At 46.0% G+C, this 20,863-nt stretch carries 26 protein-coding genes; 24 read left to right on the forward strand and 2 right to left on the reverse strand.

What is annotated here, in order from left to right:
- The first annotated feature begins 342 nt into the window (after window positions 1-342).
- Both rluC and RHEIN_RS10445 read left to right on the forward strand, forming a co-directional pair.
- Window positions 343-1,302 carry a 23S rRNA pseudouridine(955/2504/2580) synthase RluC gene (gene rluC / locus RHEIN_RS10440; protein WP_008898939.1) on the forward strand — a complete coding sequence of 320 codons (960 nt, stop codon included), beginning with the start codon at window positions 343-345 and terminating at the stop codon, window positions 1,300-1,302.
- Complete coding sequence (locus tag RHEIN_RS10445) at window positions 1,302-1,949, forward strand: HAD family hydrolase (RefSeq protein ID WP_008898940.1); 648 nt, start codon at window positions 1,302-1,304, stop codon at window positions 1,947-1,949. The genes rluC and RHEIN_RS10445 overlap by 1 nt, the downstream gene beginning before the upstream one ends.
- A gap of 117 nt (window positions 1,950-2,066) precedes the next feature.
- On the opposite strand, the gene RHEIN_RS10450 is transcribed toward RHEIN_RS10445, so the two are convergent.
- Window positions 2,067-2,660: a Maf family protein gene (locus RHEIN_RS10450; RefSeq protein WP_008898941.1), complete on the reverse strand. Its 594-nt coding sequence runs from the start codon at window positions 2,658-2,660 to the stop codon at window positions 2,067-2,069.
- 266 nt (window positions 2,661-2,926) lie between these two features.
- On the opposite strand from RHEIN_RS10450, the gene yceD reads away from it, so the two are divergent.
- From yceD to RHEIN_RS10525, 16 genes are all read left to right on the forward strand, one after another.
- Window positions 2,927-3,454, forward strand: coding sequence for a 23S rRNA accumulation protein YceD (yceD, locus tag RHEIN_RS10455; RefSeq protein WP_008898942.1), 528 nt, complete (start codon window positions 2,927-2,929; stop codon window positions 3,452-3,454).
- A 19-nt stretch (window positions 3,455-3,473) separates the two neighbouring features.
- Entirely contained in the window at window positions 3,474-3,641 is a 168-nt protein-coding gene (gene rpmF / locus RHEIN_RS20690) for a 50S ribosomal protein L32 (RefSeq protein ID WP_008898943.1), read from the forward strand.
- 6 nt (window positions 3,642-3,647) lie between these two features.
- Entirely contained in the window at window positions 3,648-4,688 is a 1,041-nt protein-coding gene (plsX, locus tag RHEIN_RS10460) for a phosphate acyltransferase PlsX (protein ID WP_008898944.1), read from the forward strand.
- A 6-nt stretch (window positions 4,689-4,694) separates the two neighbouring features.
- Window positions 4,695-5,654, forward strand: coding sequence for a beta-ketoacyl-ACP synthase III (locus RHEIN_RS10465; RefSeq protein WP_008898945.1), 960 nt, complete (start codon window positions 4,695-4,697; stop codon window positions 5,652-5,654).
- 31 nt (window positions 5,655-5,685) lie between these two features.
- Window positions 5,686-6,621 carry an ACP S-malonyltransferase gene (gene fabD / locus RHEIN_RS10470; RefSeq protein ID WP_008898946.1) on the forward strand — a complete coding sequence of 312 codons (936 nt, stop codon included), beginning with the start codon at window positions 5,686-5,688 and terminating at the stop codon, window positions 6,619-6,621.
- A gap of 15 nt (window positions 6,622-6,636) precedes the next feature.
- Window positions 6,637-7,386: a 3-oxoacyl-ACP reductase FabG gene (gene fabG, locus RHEIN_RS10475; RefSeq protein WP_008898947.1), complete on the forward strand. Its 750-nt coding sequence runs from the start codon at window positions 6,637-6,639 to the stop codon at window positions 7,384-7,386.
- 12 nt (window positions 7,387-7,398) lie between these two features.
- On the forward strand, window positions 7,399-7,632 hold the full coding sequence (locus RHEIN_RS10480; RefSeq protein WP_040554969.1) for a hypothetical protein: 234 nt from the start codon (window positions 7,399-7,401) through the stop codon (window positions 7,630-7,632).
- A 61-nt stretch (window positions 7,633-7,693) separates the two neighbouring features.
- Window positions 7,694-7,930, forward strand: a complete 237-nt coding sequence (gene acpP, locus RHEIN_RS10485; RefSeq protein ID WP_008898948.1) for an acyl carrier protein — start codon at window positions 7,694-7,696, stop codon at window positions 7,928-7,930.
- 124 nt (window positions 7,931-8,054) lie between these two features.
- Window positions 8,055-9,293, forward strand: coding sequence for a beta-ketoacyl-ACP synthase II (fabF, locus tag RHEIN_RS10490; protein ID WP_040554987.1), 1,239 nt, complete (start codon window positions 8,055-8,057; stop codon window positions 9,291-9,293).
- A 148-nt stretch (window positions 9,294-9,441) separates the two neighbouring features.
- A complete protein-coding gene (gene pabC, locus RHEIN_RS10495; protein WP_008898950.1) occupies window positions 9,442-10,206 on the forward strand; it encodes an aminodeoxychorismate lyase in 765 nt (254 codons plus the stop codon).
- On the forward strand, window positions 10,203-11,243 hold the full coding sequence (gene mltG, locus RHEIN_RS10500; protein WP_008898951.1) for an endolytic transglycosylase MltG: 1,041 nt from the start codon (window positions 10,203-10,205) through the stop codon (window positions 11,241-11,243). Before pabC ends, mltG begins: the two co-directional genes overlap by 4 nt.
- Window positions 11,240-11,911: a dTMP kinase gene (tmk, locus tag RHEIN_RS10505; protein WP_008898952.1), complete on the forward strand. Its 672-nt coding sequence runs from the start codon at window positions 11,240-11,242 to the stop codon at window positions 11,909-11,911. The genes mltG and tmk overlap by 4 nt, the downstream gene beginning before the upstream one ends.
- The gene (gene holB / locus RHEIN_RS10510) at window positions 11,904-12,809 is read left to right on the forward strand and encodes a DNA polymerase III subunit delta' (RefSeq protein ID WP_008898953.1); all 906 of its coding nucleotides are present in this window, start codon (window positions 11,904-11,906) and stop codon (window positions 12,807-12,809) included. The genes tmk and holB overlap by 8 nt, the downstream gene beginning before the upstream one ends.
- A 12-nt stretch (window positions 12,810-12,821) precedes the next feature.
- Window positions 12,822-13,148: a PilZ domain-containing protein gene (locus RHEIN_RS10515; protein WP_008898954.1), complete on the forward strand. Its 327-nt coding sequence runs from the start codon at window positions 12,822-12,824 to the stop codon at window positions 13,146-13,148.
- Window positions 13,149-13,188: 40 nt separating this feature from the next.
- Window positions 13,189-13,968 (forward strand): TatD family hydrolase, encoded by a 780-nt coding sequence (locus RHEIN_RS10520; protein ID WP_008898955.1) that lies wholly within the window; start codon window positions 13,189-13,191, stop codon window positions 13,966-13,968.
- Between the two features lie 281 nt (window positions 13,969-14,249).
- Complete coding sequence (locus RHEIN_RS10525; RefSeq protein WP_040554971.1) at window positions 14,250-14,474, forward strand: hypothetical protein; 225 nt, start codon at window positions 14,250-14,252, stop codon at window positions 14,472-14,474.
- A 12-nt stretch (window positions 14,475-14,486) separates the two neighbouring features.
- On the opposite strand, the gene RHEIN_RS10530 is transcribed toward RHEIN_RS10525, so the two are convergent.
- Window positions 14,487-15,524 (reverse strand): CNNM domain-containing protein, encoded by a 1,038-nt coding sequence (locus tag RHEIN_RS10530; protein ID WP_008898956.1) that lies wholly within the window; start codon window positions 15,522-15,524, stop codon window positions 14,487-14,489.
- Between the two features lie 249 nt (window positions 15,525-15,773).
- On the opposite strand from RHEIN_RS10530, the gene RHEIN_RS10535 reads away from it, so the two are divergent.
- The 6 genes from RHEIN_RS10535 to prpB all read left to right on the forward strand — a co-directional run bounded on the left by RHEIN_RS10535 (window position 15,774) and on the right by prpB (window position 20,823).
- Entirely contained in the window at window positions 15,774-16,499 is a 726-nt protein-coding gene (locus RHEIN_RS10535; RefSeq protein WP_008898957.1) for a DUF4386 domain-containing protein, read from the forward strand.
- Between the two features lie 109 nt (window positions 16,500-16,608).
- A complete protein-coding gene (locus RHEIN_RS10540) occupies window positions 16,609-17,265 on the forward strand; it encodes a hypothetical protein (protein WP_008898958.1) in 657 nt (218 codons plus the stop codon).
- Between the two features lie 92 nt (window positions 17,266-17,357).
- The gene (locus tag RHEIN_RS10545; RefSeq protein WP_008898959.1) at window positions 17,358-18,392 is read left to right on the forward strand and encodes a sensor histidine kinase; all 1,035 of its coding nucleotides are present in this window, start codon (window positions 17,358-17,360) and stop codon (window positions 18,390-18,392) included.
- Complete coding sequence (locus tag RHEIN_RS10550) at window positions 18,389-19,093, forward strand: LytR/AlgR family response regulator transcription factor (RefSeq protein ID WP_008898960.1); 705 nt, start codon at window positions 18,389-18,391, stop codon at window positions 19,091-19,093. The genes RHEIN_RS10545 and RHEIN_RS10550 overlap by 4 nt, the downstream gene beginning before the upstream one ends.
- Window positions 19,094-19,259: 166 nt before the next feature.
- Entirely contained in the window at window positions 19,260-19,946 is a 687-nt protein-coding gene (locus tag RHEIN_RS10555) for a GntR family transcriptional regulator (RefSeq protein WP_008898961.1), read from the forward strand.
- Window positions 19,939-20,823 (forward strand): methylisocitrate lyase, encoded by an 885-nt coding sequence (gene prpB, locus RHEIN_RS10560; protein ID WP_008898962.1) that lies wholly within the window; start codon window positions 19,939-19,941, stop codon window positions 20,821-20,823. Before RHEIN_RS10555 ends, prpB begins: the two co-directional genes overlap by 8 nt.
- Window positions 20,824-20,863 lie beyond the last annotated feature (40 nt).

Genomic DNA, 20,863 nt, shown 5'->3' on the forward strand with positions numbered 1-20,863 from the left:
ATGTTTTTTGCTGTGATCTGACACAGAGATCGCGCGATACCGCGCTGCGTTGTCGCAATTTTTTTTTGCCTAAGTGACCGGAAGCTGTGTTTTGTCTCTGTCAGTAATAAATTACGCAGCATTACTTCAGACAAATAGCGTTATTCTCGCCCGCAGAGTATAAATACGTTGGTTTTCCCAACGAATTCGGTATGATCTGCCTCCCGAACGGTGCCTCACATTTTCTCTTACGTCACTTTGAGCGCCCTAATTGCCATTTTTGGCATAATTAGCCCGGTAATTATCCCACTAATTAGCGAACAATAGCAACTTAATTTAAGCTTAGCAGAGTAACTGAAACGCATGACTGAAAATATCAAAACTCCGGTGCAATATATTGATGTAGAAGAAGATTATTCCGGTCAACGCATAGATAACTTCCTAATGGCACGGCTGAAGACCGTACCAAAGAGTGTGATTTATAGGGTTTTGCGCAAAGGTGAAGTGCGGGTTAATAAAAAAAGAATAAAACCTGAGTACAAGCTGCAAGCCGGCGATCAGGTGCGGGTGCCTCCACTTATTGTTCACGACGAGCCGGAAAAAGAGCCGGTGTCGACAGGTCTTTCTATGGTGAAAAACCTCGAAAGCCATATTATTTTTGAAGACAACGACTTAATAGTTCTGAACAAACCCACAGGCATGGCAGTGCATGGTGGCAGTGGTTTATCTTTTGGCGTGATTGAAGCATTAAGGGCCTTACGTCCGACTGCCCGTCATCTGGAATTGGTGCATCGTTTAGACCGTGATACCTCAGGTTGTTTACTGATCGCAAAAAAACGCTCTGTGCTGACCAATCTGCATGAACAGCTGCGCTTAAAAACAGTAGAGAAAAAATACTGGGCTTTAGTGGCAGGCCAGTGGGACAGCAAAATAAAAAAGGTGACAGAGCCGCTGCGCAAAAACACCTTACAAAGTGGTGAGCGGGTGGTGCGTGTTGATGAAGCTTTAGGCAAACCTTCAGAAACCCGTTTTAAAATTCTGCAGCGTTATGAAGAAGGCACCTTAGTGGAAGCTTTCCCTGTCACAGGCCGTACTCACCAAATTCGGGTGCATACCGCCTGTAAAGGTCATGCTATTGCTTGTGATGATAAATACGGTGATAACGAATTTACCTCACAAATGCAGAAACTGGGTTTAAACCGTTTGTATTTACATGCCAAAACTTTGTCTTTTACCCACCCGGGCACAGGCGAAACCTTAACTTGTGAAGCGCCTTTGGATAAAGCATTAAGCAGCGTGCTTGAAAAACTGAAGAGAAAATAATGAGTTCGGACATCGCTTTAGTAGTATTTGACTGGGACGGCACAGTGATGGACTCAGTGGGTCGTATTGTCTCCTCGATGCGTTCTGCTGCAGAACTGTCTGGTTTAGTAGTGCCCACCGAACATCAGGTCAAACAAATTATTGGCCTGAGTCTGGACCCTGTATTTGATATTTTGTTCCCAGGTATCAATGCAACACAGCGCCAGACCGTATTTGAGCATTACCGCGACCAGTATTTGTCGCATGAGCATCCGCCGACCCCTTTATTCGAAGGTGCTGAGCAGGTGATGCAGGAGCTGACGCAACAAGGTATTGTGTTAGCTGTAGCGACAGGCAAAGCACGTAAAGGCTTAAAGCGGATGTTTGAAGAGACAGGTTTAGAGTCGTACTTCAGTACCAGTCGCTGCGCCGATGAAGCCGAATCCAAACCCAGCCCTGATATGCTGAAGCAAATTCTGGCAGAACTTAAGTTACCCGCTCACCGCGCTATTATGGTGGGGGACACTATTCACGATATGGCAATGGCGCAAGCCATAGAGATGCCACGTATAGGGGTTACTCATGGCGTGCATGGCAGGGAAGAGCTAAGCCGTTACCAGCCCAAAGCTATTATTGATTCGTTGCCAGAGTTATTAAATGCGCTCTGATTATCCGTAGGGGCGGGTCTTGCACCCGCCTGTCTAATGATACCGCGGTGCCAATGGTCGGGCCGGGACAAGCCTAGGCCCCTACACCCGCCCGTCTATTGATACCGCGGGCTCAAGTCAGGGCTGGGTTAATAAATCTACGCCTTCCAATCTGAGCATTTCAAGCAAACGAATAAGCGGCAGGCCTATTAAACTGTTTGGGTCGTCGCCTTCGAGCTTTTCAAACAAACTAATACCCAAACCTTCACTTTTAAAACTACCGGCACAGTTCAGAGGTTGCTCTCTTTCTATATAAGCAAGGATCTCTGCGTCTGTTAACTCACGAAAATGCACTTTAAAGGGCTCAACACAAAGCTGATGCTGTTTGGTTTGTGCATTGACCAAAGCGAGGCCTGTTAAAAAGGTGACACTATGGCCGCTGAAGCTTTTTAACTGTGTATAGGCATTTTCGGCGGTATGAGGTTTACCGAGGATTTGACCGTTAAATACAGCCACCTGGTCTGAGCCTATAACTAAACCTTCAGTTAAGTTATTCGCCACAGCTTGTGCTTTTAATACAGCTAAGCGGCTGACCAGTTGCTCCGGTGTTTCGCCTGACAGAGCAGTTTCGTCTACTTCGGGTTTTGCGGTAGAAAAGTTCGGTGTAAGTTTTTCCAATAAAGCCTTACGATACACAGAAGTAGAGGCTAAATATAAAGCTTTGGTTGACATAAAAGCACCTCGTTGGGACAATGCGCCGCACTATACCCTTCCTACCTGAAGTTGCAACTTTGTTGACTGCACTTTTTCGCCCCAATCACATAGTTTATCTATGCTCATGGGGTCTCAAAAGCTTGTCGTCGCGCTGCAACATCAGTTACTTTGGGTAGATTAAGCCAGAACGGCCGTCAGAACAGCGGTTTAGGCGGGAATAATTAACAAAAAAGAGGCAGGAATCCTTTGACAGCTTTAGCCTCGATCTATATGATGCGCGCCTTATGCAAAAGGTAAAAATTCCAATTACCCTTGATCCAACCCGAGCTGCGCAGAAACGTGCAACCTTTGATGGTATAGTTCCTCTGGTTACTTTAACCAGATTAACTGACTCGTTAGTAAGCTCTGAGGGTGATGTAGACGTAGTAGTAAATTGCGGAACTGATGAACAGGGTTTGGTCTTCATTGAAGCTCGGGCTCGTTGTCAGGTACAAGTGAAGTGTGAACGCTGTAGCGAACACATGAGCCTGGAACTGAACACCAGTTTTGCATACACTCCGATAAGGAGTGACAAAGATTCGGCTCATGACGATATTCCAGAGCGCTACGAAGTGGTCGAAAAAAACGAACACGGCGAAGTTAACTTGAGGCAATTGGTTGAGGACGAATTAATTCTGGCTTTACCCTTGTTTCCGATGCATGACGAAGGATCTTGTGATCCAACCAAAGTGCAGATGAGCTGGGGAGTAATAGAACCAGAACCAGAAAAACCGAACCCATTTGCAATATTGCAAGAATTGAAGAAAAAATAGTTTTTTTAGGAGAAAGGCAATGGCTGTACAGCAAAACAAAAAATCTCGTGCAAGACGTGACATGCGTCGTTCTCATGATGCGTTGACTGGGCCAACGCTGTCTGTAGACGCAACTTCAGGTGAGACGCACCGTCGTCACCACATCACTGAAGATGGTTACTACAAAGGTCGTAAAGTAATTAAGTAAGGTTGGATGCACTTGTTGCAACCACTACGACTTAAAATAGCTTTAGACATGATGGGGGGCGACCATGGCCCCCAATCAACTATTCCTGCAGCAATAGAAGCGCTGTGCGAATTTCCCCATGTAGATCTAGTCCTCTGCGGCGATTCCGAAATCCTTACACATGACTTAGAACAGGCTGGATATTTAAATCATCCTCAGCTTTCTGTTCAGCATGCTTCCCAAACTGTTCTGATGACCGACAAACCTTCTGTGGCTTTGCGCAATAAGCGCCAGTCGTCGATGCGTATTGCTCTTGATTTGGTCGAACAAAACAAAGTGGCTGCTTGTGTCAGTGCCGGTAATACCGGGGCTTTGATTGCTATGGCGCATTTTGTGTTAAAAATGCTGAATGGTGTCGAACGTCCTGCTCTGATCAGCGCTTTGCCTTCTACTGTCGGCAGTCCGGTCTTTATGCTGGATTTAGGCGCTACGGTGAATTGCGATTCAGATACCTTATTTCAGTTTGCCGTGATGGGCGCAGTGATGGCCGAAGAAGTGGAAGGCATAGTCAAACCCAAAGTGGCTTTGCTGAACATGGGCGAAGAAGAAATCAAAGGTTCGGATCAAATCAAACGCACCTCCTTACTCTTATCCGAATGTGCGGATATCAATTACATTGGCTATATCGAAGGCAATGACATTTTTTCCGGCAAAGCTGACGTCATTGTTTGTGATGGTTTTGTCGGCAATGTAGCGCTGAAAACCTGTGAAGGTGTAGCGAAACTTATCTTAAAACGCTTAGAAACTGCACTGAAAAACTCCATGTCTGCTCAACTTTTCGGCTGGTTGATCAAACCTTTCCTGAAAAGTATCTCTTTAGGTGTGAACCCCGACCAGTATAACGGGGCAAGTCTGATAGGATTGCGCGGAATTGTAGTGAAAAGTCATGGAAATGCGACAAAAGAAGCATTTCTTAGTGCCATCCGTCAGGCCGTGCGCGAGGTTGAACGCCAGGTGCCGGTGAAGATCAAAGACAGGCTGGAACACGTATTAATTGACAAAGCGTAGGGCCCAATGTATTCACGCATTATTGGAACCGGAAGTTACTTTCCGTCTCAGGTCAGAACCAATGCTGACCTTGAAACCATGGTTGAAACCACAGACGAGTGGATTATTGAACGTACTGGTATCAAAGAACGCCGCATTATAGCTGACAACGAAACTGTTGCTACTATGGGGGCTCAGGCTGCACTCAAAGCTATTGAAGCAGCCGGCATCGAAAAAAACTCCATCGATATGATTGTCATGGCTACCACCAGCGCTTCCCGTGCTCTGCCAAGTGCAGCTTGCGAAGTGCAGCGTGAACTGGATATTCCGGGCATTCCGGCTTTTGACGTAGCCGCAGCCTGTGCAGGCTTCTGCTACGCCTTAAGTATTGCTGACCAGTATGTAAAAAGTGGTATGGCAAAACGAATATTGGTAATAGGGGCAGATTGTTTATCGCGTTTAATGAGCCCTGAAGATCGCAGCATGGTGATTTTATTTGGTGATGCCGCAGGCGCTGTTATTTTAGAAGCCTCTGAAGAGCCGGGTATTTTATCTACTCATATTCATGCTGACGGTAAACATTCCGAATTATTGTATGTCGACAACCCAATACGTGGTGTTGAAGCTTCAGTGCATAGCTCATGGGGCGCGATGAAAGGCAACGAAGTATTTAAAGTTGCAGTCACCCGTTTATCTGAAGTGGTGGAGCAAACCCTTGCTGCCAACAACATGGATAAATCACAAATTGACTGGTTAGTACCGCATCAGGCTAACCTGCGCATTATCTCTGCTGTAGCCCGTAAACTGGATATGTCGATGGATCAGGTAGTGATCAACCTCGACAGATACGGCAATACGTCGGCGGCGACAGTGCCTACAGCTTTAGATGAAGCTGTGCGTGATGGCCGTATTCAGCGTGGACAAACTATATTGCTTGAAGCATTTGGCAGTGGTTTTGCCTGGGCTTCGGCTTTAGTACGTTATTAACTATATTACGAGAAGAGTTGCAGGAAAAATGATGAACAATAAACTTGCATTGGTATTTCCGGGACAGGGTTCACAAAGCGTCGGCATGTTAGCTGAACTTCACGCTGAGTTTGCGACTGTTCGCGACACCTTCGCCGAAGCTTCTGCTGCTTTAGGTTATGACTTATGGGCGCTGGTCGCCAACGGTCCTGATACAGAGCTTAATGAAACGCACCGTACTCAGCCTGCTTTATTAACAGCTTCTGTTGCTGTCTATCGGGTATGGCTGGAGCAGGGCGGCGCAACTCCTGCTTATTTAGCGGGTCACTCTTTAGGTGAATACTCCGCCTTAGTTTGTGCTGGTGTATTCAGCTTGGCTGATGCCGTCAAGCTGGTGGAAAAACGCGGTCAGTATATGCAACTGGCTGTGCCTGCTGGTACTGGTGCTATGTCGGCCATTATTGGTCTGGACGATGCATTGATTGCCAAAGCTTGCGCAGAAGCAGCACAAGGTGAAGTGGTTTCTCCTGTCAACTTCAACTCACCTGGTCAGGTGGTGATTGCTGGTAATAAAGCCGCAGTTGAACGTGCGAATGAACTTTGTAAAGCCGCAGGTGCCAAACGTGCGCTGCCTTTACCTGTGTCTGTGCCGTCACACTGCGCTTTAATGAAGCCAGCAGCAGATAAACTGGCAGATGATTTAAACAGTATTTCGTTTCATACAGCTGTCATACCCGTAGTGAACAATGTCGACGTTGTTGCAGCTGCGGATGCTGAAGCTATTAAAGATGCCTTAGTGCGCCAGCTGTATAGCCCGGTGCGCTGGACAGAAAGTATTGAATTTTTAGCTGCTAAAGGCGTGGATACAGTGATTGAACTGGGCGCAGGCAAGGTATTAAGTGGCTTAATTAAACGTATTAACAAAGAACTGAACACTGCTTCAGTCACAGATGTAGCGTCGTTAAAAGACGCTTTAGCTGCAGAATAAAAGGCTGAACAGATTATGACGACTCCATTTATTTCTTTAGAAGGTCAGGTAGCTTTAGTCACTGGTGCAAGCCGTGGTATTGGTCGTGCTATTGCTGAACAATTAGCCGCTTTAGGCGCTAAAGTGGTTGGAACTGCAACAACTGAATCAGGTGCTGCTGCTATTTCCGCTTATTTAGGTGACAAAGGTTTGGGCCTGGTGTTAAATGTCGGCGATACCGCTTCTATTGAGCAGTGTTTAGAGACTATTAAAGCTCAGTTTGGTGATATTGATATTCTGGTGAACAACGCTGGTATTACGCGCGATAACCTGTTGATGCGCATGAAAGAAGAAGAATGGTTCGACATCATGCAAACCAATTTGACATCAGTGTACCGTTTAAGTAAAGCTGTGCTGCGTAGCATGATGAAAAAGCGTCACGGCCGGATCATCAGCATAGGTTCAGTAGTTGGTTCTATGGGGAATGCGGGTCAGACGAACTATGCTGCAGCGAAAGCGGGCGTGTTAGGTTTTACCAAGTCATTAGCTAAAGAAGTGGCCTCCCGTGGTATCACGGTGAACGCTGTTGCACCAGGTTTTATCGACACCGATATGACCAAAGAATTGTCAGAAGAGCAAAAAGAAGCAATTTTCAGCCAGGTCCCGGCGAATCGTCTGGGCCAGCCGGAAGAGATAGCAGCCGCTGTAGCCTTTTTGGCTTCAGGTCCGGCAGCCTATATTACGGGTGAAACCATTCATATCAACGGTGGTATGTATATGGTGTAAGCTTTTGCCCATGTGGCTGAAGTTGCAGTCAATAAAGCTGCGGTTTCAGGAACTAAGGCAAGTTTGCCAAAGTCATTGGTGTCGCAGCGCGACGACAAGCGAAGAGTTCCCATGAACATAGTTATCTATGTGATTGGGACGACAGAGCGCAGTCAACAAAGCTGCGGCTTCAAGGACAAAGGCAAATGGTTTGACCAGCAGGAAAAGCGAAGTGCTTTGCTTGCAACAAATCAGGCTTACGCATAAACTAGCCGCCACACAAAATTGCACCAATTGTTGCGATTTACATGAGAAAAAGGAAGAAAAGATGAGCAACATCGAAGAACGCGTTAAAAAAATTATCATCGAGCAGTTAGGCGTTAAAGAAGAAGAAGTGAAGCACGAATCTTCTTTCGTTGACGATTTAGGCGCTGACTCTCTGGACACAGTAGAATTAGTTATGGCTCTGGAAGAAGAATTCGACACAGAGATCCCAGACGAAGAAGCTGAAAAAATTACAACGGTACAGTCTGCTATCGACTATATCAAGGCCCACGCTGAGTAAGCGTTGAGCTGACAAAACGGGTAGCCTCTGCTACCCGTTTTTGTTTCTGAAGCTGTCTGCTACGTACTAAATGCAGGAGTGGATTGACAGCTTTAAAGATTATTTTTCGACTGCGGAGGATTCTGTGGCAAAACGTCGAGTGGTTGTGACGGGCTTAGGTATGCTAACGCCCCTGGGGAACGATGTAACGTCGACCTGGCAGGCTTTATTACAAGGTCAAAGTGGAATAGCGCTGTTTGATCATATTGATCCAGAGGCTTACACCACCAAATTTGCAGGTTTAGTCAAAAATTTTGACGTCGAACAGTTTTTCCCGGCCAAAGAAGCCAAAAAAATGGATTTATTTATCCAGTACGGAGTGGCTGCCGGTGTGCAGGCCTTTCGGGATTCCGGACTGGAAATTAACGAAGAAAACGCCGAACGTATTGGTGTTGCTGTAGGTTCAGGCATTGGTGGTTTAGGTTTAATTGAAGAAAACCACACCAAATTATTGAACAGCGGCCCACGTCGTTTATCGCCGTTTTTTGTGCCTTCTACCATTATCAACATGATTTCCGGTCATTTATCCATTATGTTAGGTCTGCAAGGTCCAAATATCAGTATTGTGACCGCTTGTACTACAGGTGTGCATAACATTGGTCAGGCCGCCCGTATGATTGCTTACGGTGATGCGGACGCGATGATTGCAGGTGGTGCAGAAAAAGCATCGACCACTTTAGGTATGGGTGGCTTTGGTGCAGCCCGTGCTTTATCAACCCGTAACGACGCGCCTCAACAGGCCAGCCGTCCATGGGATAAAGACCGTGATGGTTTTGTATTAGGCGATGGCGCTGGTGTGGTAGTACTGGAAGAGTATGAACATGCCAAAGCCCGTGGCGCTAAGATTTACGCAGAGCTGGTCGGTTTTGGTATGAGTGGTGATGCTTATCATATGACATCTCCTCCAGAGAATGGTCGTGGTGCTGCTTTGGCGATGAAAAATGCCTTGCGTGATGCCGGCGTGAACGCTGAGCAAGTGCAATACATTAACGCTCATGGTACCTCTACGCCAGCAGGTGACATTGCTGAAACTATGGCGATTAAATCTATTTTTGGTGCTAAACCAGAAGGATTAATGGTCAGTTCCAGCAAGTCGATGATGGGGCACTTGTTAGGTGCTGCGGGTTCTGTTGAATCCATCATTACGATTTTGTCCCTGATCGACCAGAAAGTATCACCAACCATCAACCTGGATAATCCGGATGAAGGTTGTGACTTAGACTATGTGCCGCATACGGCCCGCGACTCCAAAATGGAATATGCTTTATGTAATTCTTTTGGTTTTGGTGGTACTAACGGTTCTATTCTGTTTAAGAAAATCTAAAACTTTGGGGTCAGAGCTTCCACTCTGACCCCTTATCTGCGTTATCCATTTTGAGTCTGAACCATGACTCGGCCTCTGCATTCCCAAAGTCACTGATTTCAGGCATACTTTCGGCCAGAATTTTTTCAAATGATGTGGACTGGCATTGATGCTTTACCTACAGGCTCCCAACAGCACAGATCGCAGTTTTCAGTATGGTGACGGACTTTTTACCACAGTGCGGGTAAAAGACGGCAAAGTCATGTTGTGGGATTTGCATCTAAAACGTTTGGAGTCGGGCGCCAGACGTTTGCTTATTGGCGATTTTGATACACATGAACTGACCAGAAAAGTACAGCAAAGTATTTCAGCGTCAGAGCAAGTGATTAAAGTACTGATCAGTCGTGGTCAGGCAGGCCGGGGTTATAGTCCACAAGGTATTGAATCGCCTTGCTGTTATATCAGTACTGCAGCTCTACCTGATTACACCAATTGGCAACAGCAAGGTATTCGCCTGGGGGTGGCACAATTTAAACTGGCACAGCAACCTGCTTTGGCGGGTTTAAAACACAACAACAGGCTGGAACAGGTGCTGATCAAAGCCGAATTAGCTCAAAGCGGTTTTGATGAACTTGTGGTTCTGGATCAATGTGGCGCTGTGATTGAAGTGTCAGCCGCCAATCTGATGTTTTGTAAAAACGGCCCGTGGTTTACGCCGCAGTTGGATCAGGCTGGTGTCTGTGGGGTTATGCGTCAACATTTGATGGCTCATCTCCTGGTCACCGAAGGCAACTTTAGCCTTGTTGATCTGCAGCAAGCCGATGCCCTATTGATTTGTAATGCCCTGATGGGTGTAGTGCCGGTGAAGGAATTTGTCGGGCAAACTAAAAATATCGAACTGGTACGTCAGTTTGTCAGCGGAGTTGAGCTTTGATCCGAACTTTATTTGTTGTCCTGTTAGTTGCGCTGCTTAGTTATCTGGGGTTAAGTCATGTATGGCAACAGTACAGCCAAAGCACTTTGCCGCTGACTGAAGCTTATATCGAAATTAAAGCGGGCGACAGCGCGATGAAGCTGTGTCGTAACTGGCAGCAACAACAGCTGCTGAGTAACGCCCAGTGCCGTTGGTTGTCCATTTACTTACGTATGCACCCTGAATTGGCCAAACTACATCAGGGCGTATACAGGGTACCGCAGGATCAAAAGCCAACCCGCTTATTACAAATGCTGCATTTATTCGCCAGTGGCAAAGTGGCGCAGTTTTCTTTTAGCATCAAAGAAGGGGAAACCTTAAGCCAAAGCTTAAAACGTTTAGCCGAAGCAGAATATTTAAAACACGATCTGACCGAAGATACGGATATGGTCGCTTTGGCTGTCTGGCCAGAAAGCTGGGGTGAAAAACCAATCAATGCCGAAGCGCTGTTTTTTGCTGAAACTTATAATTACACCGCCAACAGCACCAGCACCGAATTATTAAAACGCGCTAACCAGTTGTTGCTGCAACGTTTACAACAGGCCTGGGATAGTCGTCAGCCTCAATTGCCCTACAAAACCCCCTATGAGCTGTTGATCATGGCTTCTATTATCGAAAAAGAAAGTGGCCACGAACCCGAAAAACCGCTTGTCAGTTCGGTGTTTGTCAATCGCTTAGCGCTTCGTATGAGACTACAAACAGACCCAACTGTTATTTATGGTTTGGGGGATAGTTTTAATGGCGATATCACCAGAGCTGATTTACGTAATCCACATCCTTATAATACGTACCAGCATTTTGGTTTACCGCCAGGCCCTATAGCTGCGCCAAGTGGCAGTTCTATTATCGCCGCAGCTCAACCAGCGCAAAGTGACTGGTTGTATTTTGTCTCCAAAGGGGATGGAACTCATCAGTTTTCCCGCACTCTGGCAGAGCATAATGCTGCAGTGCGGCAATATATTTTAAGCAAGAGAATGTTGGAAAAGAAAAAACCATGACAACTTCAGGTCGTTTTATTGTAGTGGAAGGGCTGGAAGGTGCCGGTAAAACCAGTGCTATCCGCACTATTCAACAATGGCTGAACGAACATCAGATCCCATTTATCAGTACCCGTGAACCTGGTGGTACGCCTTTAGCTGAACAAATACGCACTATAGTCAAACAAGTGCAGGATGAAAAAGTAGCACCTGAAACCGAGCTTTTATTGATGTACGCCTCCCGGGTGCAACTGGTCAAAACAGTGATCCAGCCCGCTTTGCAGCAAGGCAATTGGGTACTGGGCGATCGCCACGATTTATCATCACGGGCTTATCAGGGAGGCGGCCGTCAACTGGATGAAACCCTGATTAACAGCATCCGTCAGGTGGTTTTAGGGAATTTAAAGCCGGATTTAACGCTGTATCTGGATATAGATCCGGCCATCGGCTTACAACGTGCTCAGGCCCGGGGTGAGCTGGACCGCATTGAATTAGAGCAACTGGCGTTTTTCCAGCGCACCCGTGCTAAGTATCAACAAATCGCAGCCACTGAAGCCAATATAGTTACTATTGATGCCAGCCAGTCGATGCAGCAGGTGCAACAGCAAATTCTGGATGCGTTGCAACAAGCTTATCAAAACGGGTCTTTAAGCTGTGATGCAAAGGCGGATCTTAACCCTGATGTCTGATTTTCCCTGGCTGGACTCTTACCAATACAAACTGACTGAATTGGCAGAAGCAGGGCATTTGCATCATGCGATATTGCTGACAGGCCCTGTAGGTATTGGCAAGTTAGCTCTGGCCAAGCGTCTGGCAGCCTATTTGCTCTGTAAAACACCACAGAAGCAGTTACCTTGTGGTTTATGCAAAAGTTGCCAGCTAATGGCATCCGGCCATCACCCGGATCTGTGGCAATTGCCTACTGAAGGCAGCAGCAGTATTGGCGTTGATCCTATACGTGCGCTTGGTCAGTTTATGCAGGGCGCTTCACAACAAGGTGGGGTGAAGCTGGCGCTTATTCCGCATGCCGAGTTAATGACGGAAGCCGCAGCCAATGCGTTATTAAAAACACTGGAAGAGCCACCGCAAAACAGTTTTCTGATCTTGCAAAGTGCCCATCCGGCTCAGCTGTTGCCAACTATCTTAAGTCGTTGCCAAAGCTGGGCTTTAGCTCCTGTCTATGGCGAACAGATAGAACACTGGTTGCAGGAGCACAGCAGCAGACCTGTGCCTGATTTTTTGCTGCAATATGTCGGTGGTGCGCCTTTATTAGCGCTGAAGTTGCTGGAAAACGACGAAGCAGCAGCAATTTCTGCACAATTGGTTATGCTGAAGAAGTTCGTGTCCGCTCAGTTGGATATGTATGAGCTGCTGGCGCATTTGCCGGATACAGAACAATTACCTTCCACCTTATTCTGGTTTGTACGACAGGAGCTGTGGAACAGAGGCAAAGAGATGCAGCTGAAACATCATCAGTTGTTGTTGTCTTTACAACAATGGGGCCGTGACCGGCAGTTGATCACTGGGCAAAATGCCACGCTGAATTTATCGGCCTTGTTAGTGCAACTCCGTTCTGCTTTGTTGTAACAGGAGCCTGTTGTGGACGAAATTACACTGGATTTTACTGAGCTGAAAGAGCTGTATCGCTGCTATATGCCGTTTCTGAAAAATGGTGGCTTATTTGTACGCACAGCGAGGCCTTATCGTATGGGGCATTCATTGTCTTTGGTTGTGACTTTACCTGATGCGCTCGAGCCGGTAAGAGTATCCGGCAAAGTCGCCTGGCTGACACCCCAAGGTGCGCAAAGCTCGACACCAGCCGGTATTGGTGTGGCTTTTATTGACGATAAGTTTCAGCTGCAGGATAAAATTGAGAAACTACTGGGTGGTATGCTCGATTCGACTGAACCTACGTACAGCCTTTAGAGTTCAGTGGTTGTTTTAACTATTTTTTTGGAGAAATCTTTTGTTTGTTGATTCACATTGCCACCTCGATCGCCTTGAATGGGATAAATTAGCCCTGACCTTACCAGAAGTTTTACAGCAAGCTACGGCTGCCAAAGTAGAACATATGCTTTGTGTCTCGGTCAGTCTGAAAGAATTCCCCGCGATGAAACAACTGGTGGCTGCTTATCCGCAAGTGTCAGTATCCTGTGGTGAACACCCGCTGCATCAGGAAGATCAAATTGATGCTGAACTGCTGCGCCGTTATTGCGCTGATCCTGCGGTAGTGGCTGTAGGAGAGACGGGCCTGGATTATTTTTACAGCCCGGACAGCAAAGCTATTCAACAGGACGCTTTTGTTGCTCATGTAGCTGTAGGTCGTGAATTAAAAAAGCCTTTGATCGTGCATACCCGCGATGCCAGAGCTGATACCTTAAATTTATTGCGCTCCGGTGGTGCTGCCGATTGTGGTGGTGTTTTGCATTGTTTTACAGAAGACTGGGATACTGCAAAAGCAGCGCTGGATTTAGGTTTTTATATTTCGTTATCCGGCATTGTCACCTTTCGAAACGCCGATGAACTGCGTTCAGTGGCACGACAAATCCCAGCGGATCGCCTGTTGATTGAAACCGACTCGCCTTATTTAGCCCCAGTGCCTTATCGTGGAAAAACCAATCAGCCCGCTTATGTCAGCGCTGTTGCCGCTTGTATTGCTGAGCAACGTAATGTCAGCATTGAACAACTCGCAGAACAAACGACTGAAAATTTTTATCAGCTGTTTCAATCGGTTAAAAGAGTCTAATTGATGAGAAAAGTAGCCCAGAATCAAATGATTCATTCTGGGCTTAGGGGAATGGCTCATCTAAATGAGCCGTGCGCTATACGGAACCAAAGAGGACAAACAGGTTACTTACAGGTTTTCAGTGTAGACAAGGCTTCTGAAATTTTCCTGTATGTCTCTTTGTTTTAAGTGATTCAATCCGAAACAGAAGTCAAAACTTATCCTGATCTTATACCTGCGTTATCCCCAGCTTATTCACTCCGCCTCAGGACTGGTAAGCTTTTGCTCACTAAAAAAGACAAATGCCACAAATTCGCTATAGAAGCCAAAGCTTTTACAAATCATTAATGTTAGAAAAAATTAATCTAATAAAAACTGCAAAGTCATCAGTTAAAGCAGAGGTTAAAACTGCTGTTTTATCAGATTGGGGCATGCGAGAGATTGCAGAGGTTTTGTTGGTAGTGAGTTTGCCAGTCACGAGAGTTAAAAAAAAGGGCGCTCTGAAATGTTCAGGAGCGCCGGATTGAACTGTGCAGGTTTTATCCTTGCTGACTTTTATCGTCGCTAAGCTGCTTTTGTTTATGTTCCCAACGGCGTTTGGCAAAACGTCGCATGTTTGGAATATCGTCTGTTTCATCCATAATAGGCTGACCAATGATGGACTCAATCACGTCTTCCATAGTGACCAGACCCATCCAGCTCCCGTATTCATCATAAACCAATGCCATATGCTGACGTTCCCGGATCAACTGTGACATCAGTTGTTCCACATTCAGCATATCTGAAATCACTTTCACAGGTTTCATAATGTCGGCAGCGGTTTGTTCTTCGCTGAATTCCAGCATGTCGTAACGAAATACTATACCCAGAGGGGCTTCATCATTATCCAGCACAGGATAACGTGAAAAACGGTCTTTTTTAACGCGTTCTACTAAAGATGATAAGGCTTCATCTGGCTTAGCGGATTCACAAACAGTGCGTGGTGTCATAATCTCGCGCACTTTAATGTCATGTAAATCAAGAATATTTGCTATGACCCTTTGTTCATCTTCATCGAGTTTATTGAGCTCGCGGCCTAATATAGTCAGTGCTTTGATTTCCTGACGTAAATCATGATCATGGTGTCCACCGCCAAACAGCTTCATGACCTGGTCTGATAACCAGATAAAAGGTTTCAGAATAAAAATCATGCCGTTGAGCAGGGTAGGTAAAACCGGAGCCAAACTTGGCCAATAGCGGGCACCAATAGTTTTAGGTAATATTTCTGACAACACCAGTATCAGCAGCGTCATGATGGCTGAGGCAATACCCAGATAACCGTCACCAAAAACTACAGTCACCTGAGCACCTACACCAGTGGCTCCCACTGTATGAGCTACTGTGTTTAATGTCAGGATCGCAGCCAGAGGCTGGTCAATTTTCTCTTTAAGAGCTTTCAGTTTTTCGTACAGCTTGGGTTGAGTCAGTTTTTGCTGGGCAATGTAGCTGGGCGTGATAGATAACAACGCTGCTTCAAGGATAGAACAGATAAAAGATACTGAAATTGATAAAACCACAAACGCAATTAGTAAACTCATACGGGTTGATTACAACACTCCATTTTGCTTCGGAGCAGATATTCAATCACAGCCGTGTCAGAAAATCGAGGACAAAAATAATGTATTACATTTTTTACTGAACACAGCTTTGTATGCCTGTGGCTTTTTTTATTTGGATCTGCCAGTGTAATTCAAGGTTTCAAAAGTCTGTCTGGAACCACATCTGACTCCGCCCAGGCAGGAGTTATTCTGTAGCTACTCCAGTGTTTTATCAGTCTGAGGCATTCTATGATTTCTTCTTTTGAACGATCTCCCCAGTTTTATGTACGCCTTGGTGGCCTGCTTTATCTGCTCATTATTGGATTAGGGCTCTTTGGTGAACTGATGGTCAGAGGGTCTTTGGTTGTGCCAGCCGATGCTGCAGCAACAGCCCTCAATATCGCAGCGTCCCCGACACTCTGGGGCCTAGGCATAGTAGGGGATTTGACAATGCAATCCCTTGATATTCCGATGATAGTGCTGTTTTATTTGTTATTTAAGCGCGTCAGTGTTGGTTTGAATCTGGCTGCGACTTTTTTTAACCTGATCCAAACAGCTATGTTGGTCGCCAATAAGCTATTGTTAGTTATACCTTTAGTCTTGTTGGCTGGCGGAGCTGCTACATCGGTGTTTTCAACAGAGCAATTAGCTGCCTGGTCTGCTCTGGCTATTGGACTGCATGGTTATGGTTTTGGCATAGGCCTGATCTTTTTTGCTTTCGCCTGTTTGCTGCGTGGTTATCTGATTATTAAATCCGGTTTTTTTCCTGCTTTTATAGGTGTGATGTTAGCTCTGGCGGGTGTGTGTTATCTGATCAATAGTTTGGCCTTATTGCTGGCTCCAGCTCTGGCTTCGCTCTTGTTCCCCTGGATCATGCTGCCGGTATTAGTGGGCGAGTTAGTACTGAGCCTGTGGATGATAATCAAAGGCGTGAATATGCAGAAGTGGCAGCACAAGGCTGTCATCGCAGATTAATACGCTGAACAAACCGCTTAACTTGTCTGAGCCCCCTTTATCATAAACAGTGCCACGAGAAGCCGCTGGCCATTAAACTGCCTGATATCAAATCAACAAGGAAAAATGGATGAAAAATTATTGTCTTTTTATCAGCACGGTGTTGTGCAGCTTTAACCTGCAAGCTCTTGATGTTACAGGTCAATGGCGTGCTGTGTTGGACGTCGCTCCTGAATTCCGGATAGTGCTGGCACTGAAGATCACTGAAGATGAACAGGGCAATCAGATAGTGATGCTGAGCCCAAACCAAAGCTCAAAAGAAATGATTCCTGAACAGTTCAGACTCGAAGGAAATCAGCTTAGCTTTGAGGACAGTCACCTGAAGGCGTCCTTCTCCGGCACTTTTAACGGAGATAAGCTGGTTGGCACTTTCACTCAGCATCGTCCGCTAGAGGTAAGTTTTACTCGTTTATCTGAACAGGATATACAGCGGCTGGAGCATGAACGGCAATGGTTTGGAGATTTGCAGCTCAGTAAAAACTCTACCTTGCCTTTGGTGTTAAATATTGCAGTGGTTGCAGCTGGTTATCACGTTACGCTCGACAGTCCAAAGCAGCAAAGTTACGGTATAGCTGTGAATAAATTTACTTTATCTGATACCCGGCTGAGCTTCGCTTCATCCATGATCAATGCCAATTACAGTGCAACCTGGGTAGAAAATCAGTGGCAGGGTACTTTTGTACAGGGCATGGCCATGCCGCTGAACTTTGCACAAAAAACTGATTGAATCCATAAAAGCACCAGCTTGTAGTTTGAGTTGGTGCAGCACAAAGCACAGAACTGCTTTAAGTGCAGCTAAAGTTCAGGACAAACTTCAACATGATGAACTGGTATAACTGGGGTCAATGGACAGGCTGGAGTCTGCTTTATCTTCTGGTTGCAGTGATAGTGATCAACAGGCCGGTTTTTGTCGAAACTGAACTGTTTTATGCTGCATTACTTGTAGCTGCTGCCGGTGCTGGTTCGCACTGCCTTAGGCTGTTTTACCGCCGCAAACTGATGCATTCTGCTTTGCCAAAGCAGAGCTTTGTTTTGATCGCTGGCGCTGTCATAGTCGCTGCTTTTGCAACTCTGACGCTGGTGTTGGTGTTTTTTTTGCTGTCGATGACAGAATACAGTTTTCCTGTTCCGGCTGAACAACGCTGGTTTGTGGTTAAATCTATAATTCAGGGCAATTTTTTTAATGTGTTGCTTGTGATGTTGCTTTGGTCTGCTTTGTATTTTTCAGTCACTAAAGTACGGCAGCTACGTCAGGCAACAGCTCTGCTACACAGAACACAGTTGGATGCATTACTCAGTCAGCTTAATCCACACTTCTTATTTAATGCCATCAATAATATACGTGCATTGATCCTGGAAGACCCTGAACGGGCAAGAACTATGCTGGCTACCTTATCGGACATGCTGAGGTATAATCTGAACGGTGAGCAGGGCATCAAAGTACCTTTTTATCAGGAACTGGAGACTGTGCACGCTTACATAGCTTTATGTTCTATTCAATTTGAACAAAGGTTGCAGTATTCAGAGCAAATTGACGCAGGCTGTACTGACACTTTGATCCCTAAGTTTTTAATACAACTTTGTGTTGAAAACGCGGTGAAACACGGAATAAGTCGGTGTGCTGCTGGCGGAGAAATCCGTATTGAGGCTCAGGTGCAGCAAAAAGAGCTTAGGATTCAGATCAGCAATCCGGGTTTGCTGCAAACCGGAGCTGTAAGTACAACCGGAGTGGGGCTAAAAAATATTCGTCAGCGTCTGCAGCTCTTGTATCAGGGAAATGCAAGCCTGAGGTTGGAGCAACAGCAGGATAAAGTGATTGCTGAAATTCGTTTGCCGTTGGAGACTGCAAGATGAAAGTACTGGTGATAGATGACAGCAGGCTGGCAAGGCTAGAACTCATCAATCAGCTCACTCAGTGTCAGGGCATTGAGTTGGCCGGGCAGGCTGAAAATGTTGAACAAGCCAAAGCGCTGATTTATCAAACCAGTCCGGATTTACTGTTATTGGATATTGATATGCCCGGTGGTGACGGTTTTAGTCTGTTGGAGCAACTGGACGAGCTGCCGCGTAAACCTCATGTGATTTTTGTTACTGCTTTTGATTGTTATGCCCTGAAGTCTTTTGATTATCACGCCAAAGATTATCTGCTCAAACCTGTGACTGTAGCTCGGTTGCAATCGGCTTTGGCTAAAGTGCCGGCTTGTGGGCATCAGTCGGAAATGACCTTACAGAGTCAGGTGTTTTTAAGAGATGGAGAACGCTGTTATTTCATTACTTTATCCGATGTTTATGCCTTTGAAGCTCAGGGCAACTACACCAAAGTGTATTTTGCTTCAGGCAGGCCACTGATTTACCGAAATTTGGCGGCATTGGAGCAGAAGTTACCAAAACAAAGCTTTTTCCGCGCCAGCCGAAGCTGGATTGTAAATACACACTATATTCAAAGCATTGAACCTTCGATCAGCGGTGGCTTTGAATTAACACTCAAAGACGGCTTAAAGCTGGAAATCTCGCGTCGTCAGGCTGTGGCCTTCAAACAACTCTGGAGTTTGTGATAGAGGCCAGTCTTTTGAGCTGGCCCTGCTATTTCCCTGTTCATAATTCCATACAGTCACCTCTAGTACTTTAGTCTTTATGTCGACATAACTACTCCTTTGTCCTTGACCAAAGTAGTTTAAGGCGGTAAAACGTTATCACTTTCTTTTAATTGTCGACAATCTGATGCTTGCTACCGAATTTAAAGACGCGATTACTGCTGCCGACCGGGTGCTGGTGCAAATTCGTACTGCCATAGTGGACGGTGAAATTCCAGCTGGTACCAAAATCAGTGAGCCTGAACTGGCGCGCCGTTATGACTTAAGTCGTGCACCGCTGCGCGAAGCCTTAGCGCGCTTAGAACGTTGTCATTTAATAGAACGTACACCTAACGCTGGCGCCCGTGTAGTCAAGCTATCGATTGAAGGTTTACGTTCTTTGTATCAGCTGCGCGAAGAGTTGGAAGGACTGGCTTGTCGTTTGGCGGCAGAGCATATGACAGAGCAGGAAATTGCCGAAGTCAGAGCGCTACTTGATCAGCATTTGTCGACACAAAGAGTGCGCGAAGGTGAAAGTTATTACCAGGAAGCCGGGGATGTCGATTTTCATTACCGCGTCATCTTAGGCAGTAAAAATCCTTATCTGATTAATATTTTAAGTGACGAGCTGTATTTTCTGGTTCGGATGTACAGAGTGCAGCTTGGCATGAACGGGCCTCGTGTATCACGGGCTTTTGACGAACATAAAGCTATTATTAACGCCATTGCCAACCGCGATGGCGAACTTGCCGACTTACTGATGCGTCGTCATATAGCCGCATCCAAACGTAATATTGAACAACAGTTACTTCAACAGGGGACTTCACATGGCTAATGTAAAAAGCGCTGGCGCTCTGCTTCGTCAGGCAATTAAAGACAATCATCCGTTACAGCTGGTAGGCACTATTAATGCGTACACCGCCTTGATGGCTGAACGTGTGGGTCATAAAGCCCTGTATTTATCAGGCGCCGGTGTGGCCAATGCTTCTTTTGGTTTGCCGGATTTAGGCATGACCTCATTAAATGATGTCTGTGAAGATATCCGCCGTATTACCGGTGCGACTGAACTGCCTTTGCTGGTGGATGCTGATACAGGCTGGGGTGGAGCTTTTAATATTGCCCGTGCAGTCAAAGAAATGACCAATGCAGGTGCTGCAGGTTTTCATATTGAAGATCAGGTGGCGCAAAAACGTTGTGGTCACAGACCAAACAAAGAAATAGTGTCTTTGGAAGAAATGGTCGATCGTGTTAAGGCGTCTGTCGATGCCAGAACAGACGAAAACTTTTTTATTATGGCGCGCACCGATGCGTTGCAACAACAAGGTTTAGAAGCTGCTATTGAACGGGCTTTAGCTTGTGAAGCTGCAGGTGCCGATGCCATTTTTGCAGAAGCTGTCTATACACTGGAGCAATATCAGGCCTTTACCAGCGCCTTAAAAGTACCAGTGCTGGCCAATATCACTGAATTTGGTCAAACGCCGCTGTTTAACAAAGCAGAATTGGCTGGTGTCGGTGTCGATATGGTGTTGTATCCGTTGAGTGCCTTCCGTGCTATGAACAAAGCTGCACTGAATGTGTATGAGTCTATTCTGGCCAACGGCGATCAAAAAGCTGTGGTTGACAGCATGCAAACCCGTGCTGAACTTTACGACTTCCTGAACTATCACAGTTATGAGCAAAAGTTGGATGCCCTGTTTGCAACTAAGAAATAGCTAATAACGAAAACAGCATTCACTCAATCAACAGAACAAA

It is taken from the genome of Rheinheimera sp. A13L, assembly GCF_000217935.1.
In the GTDB taxonomy this organism is placed as follows: Bacteria; Pseudomonadota; Gammaproteobacteria; order Enterobacterales; family Alteromonadaceae; genus Pararheinheimera.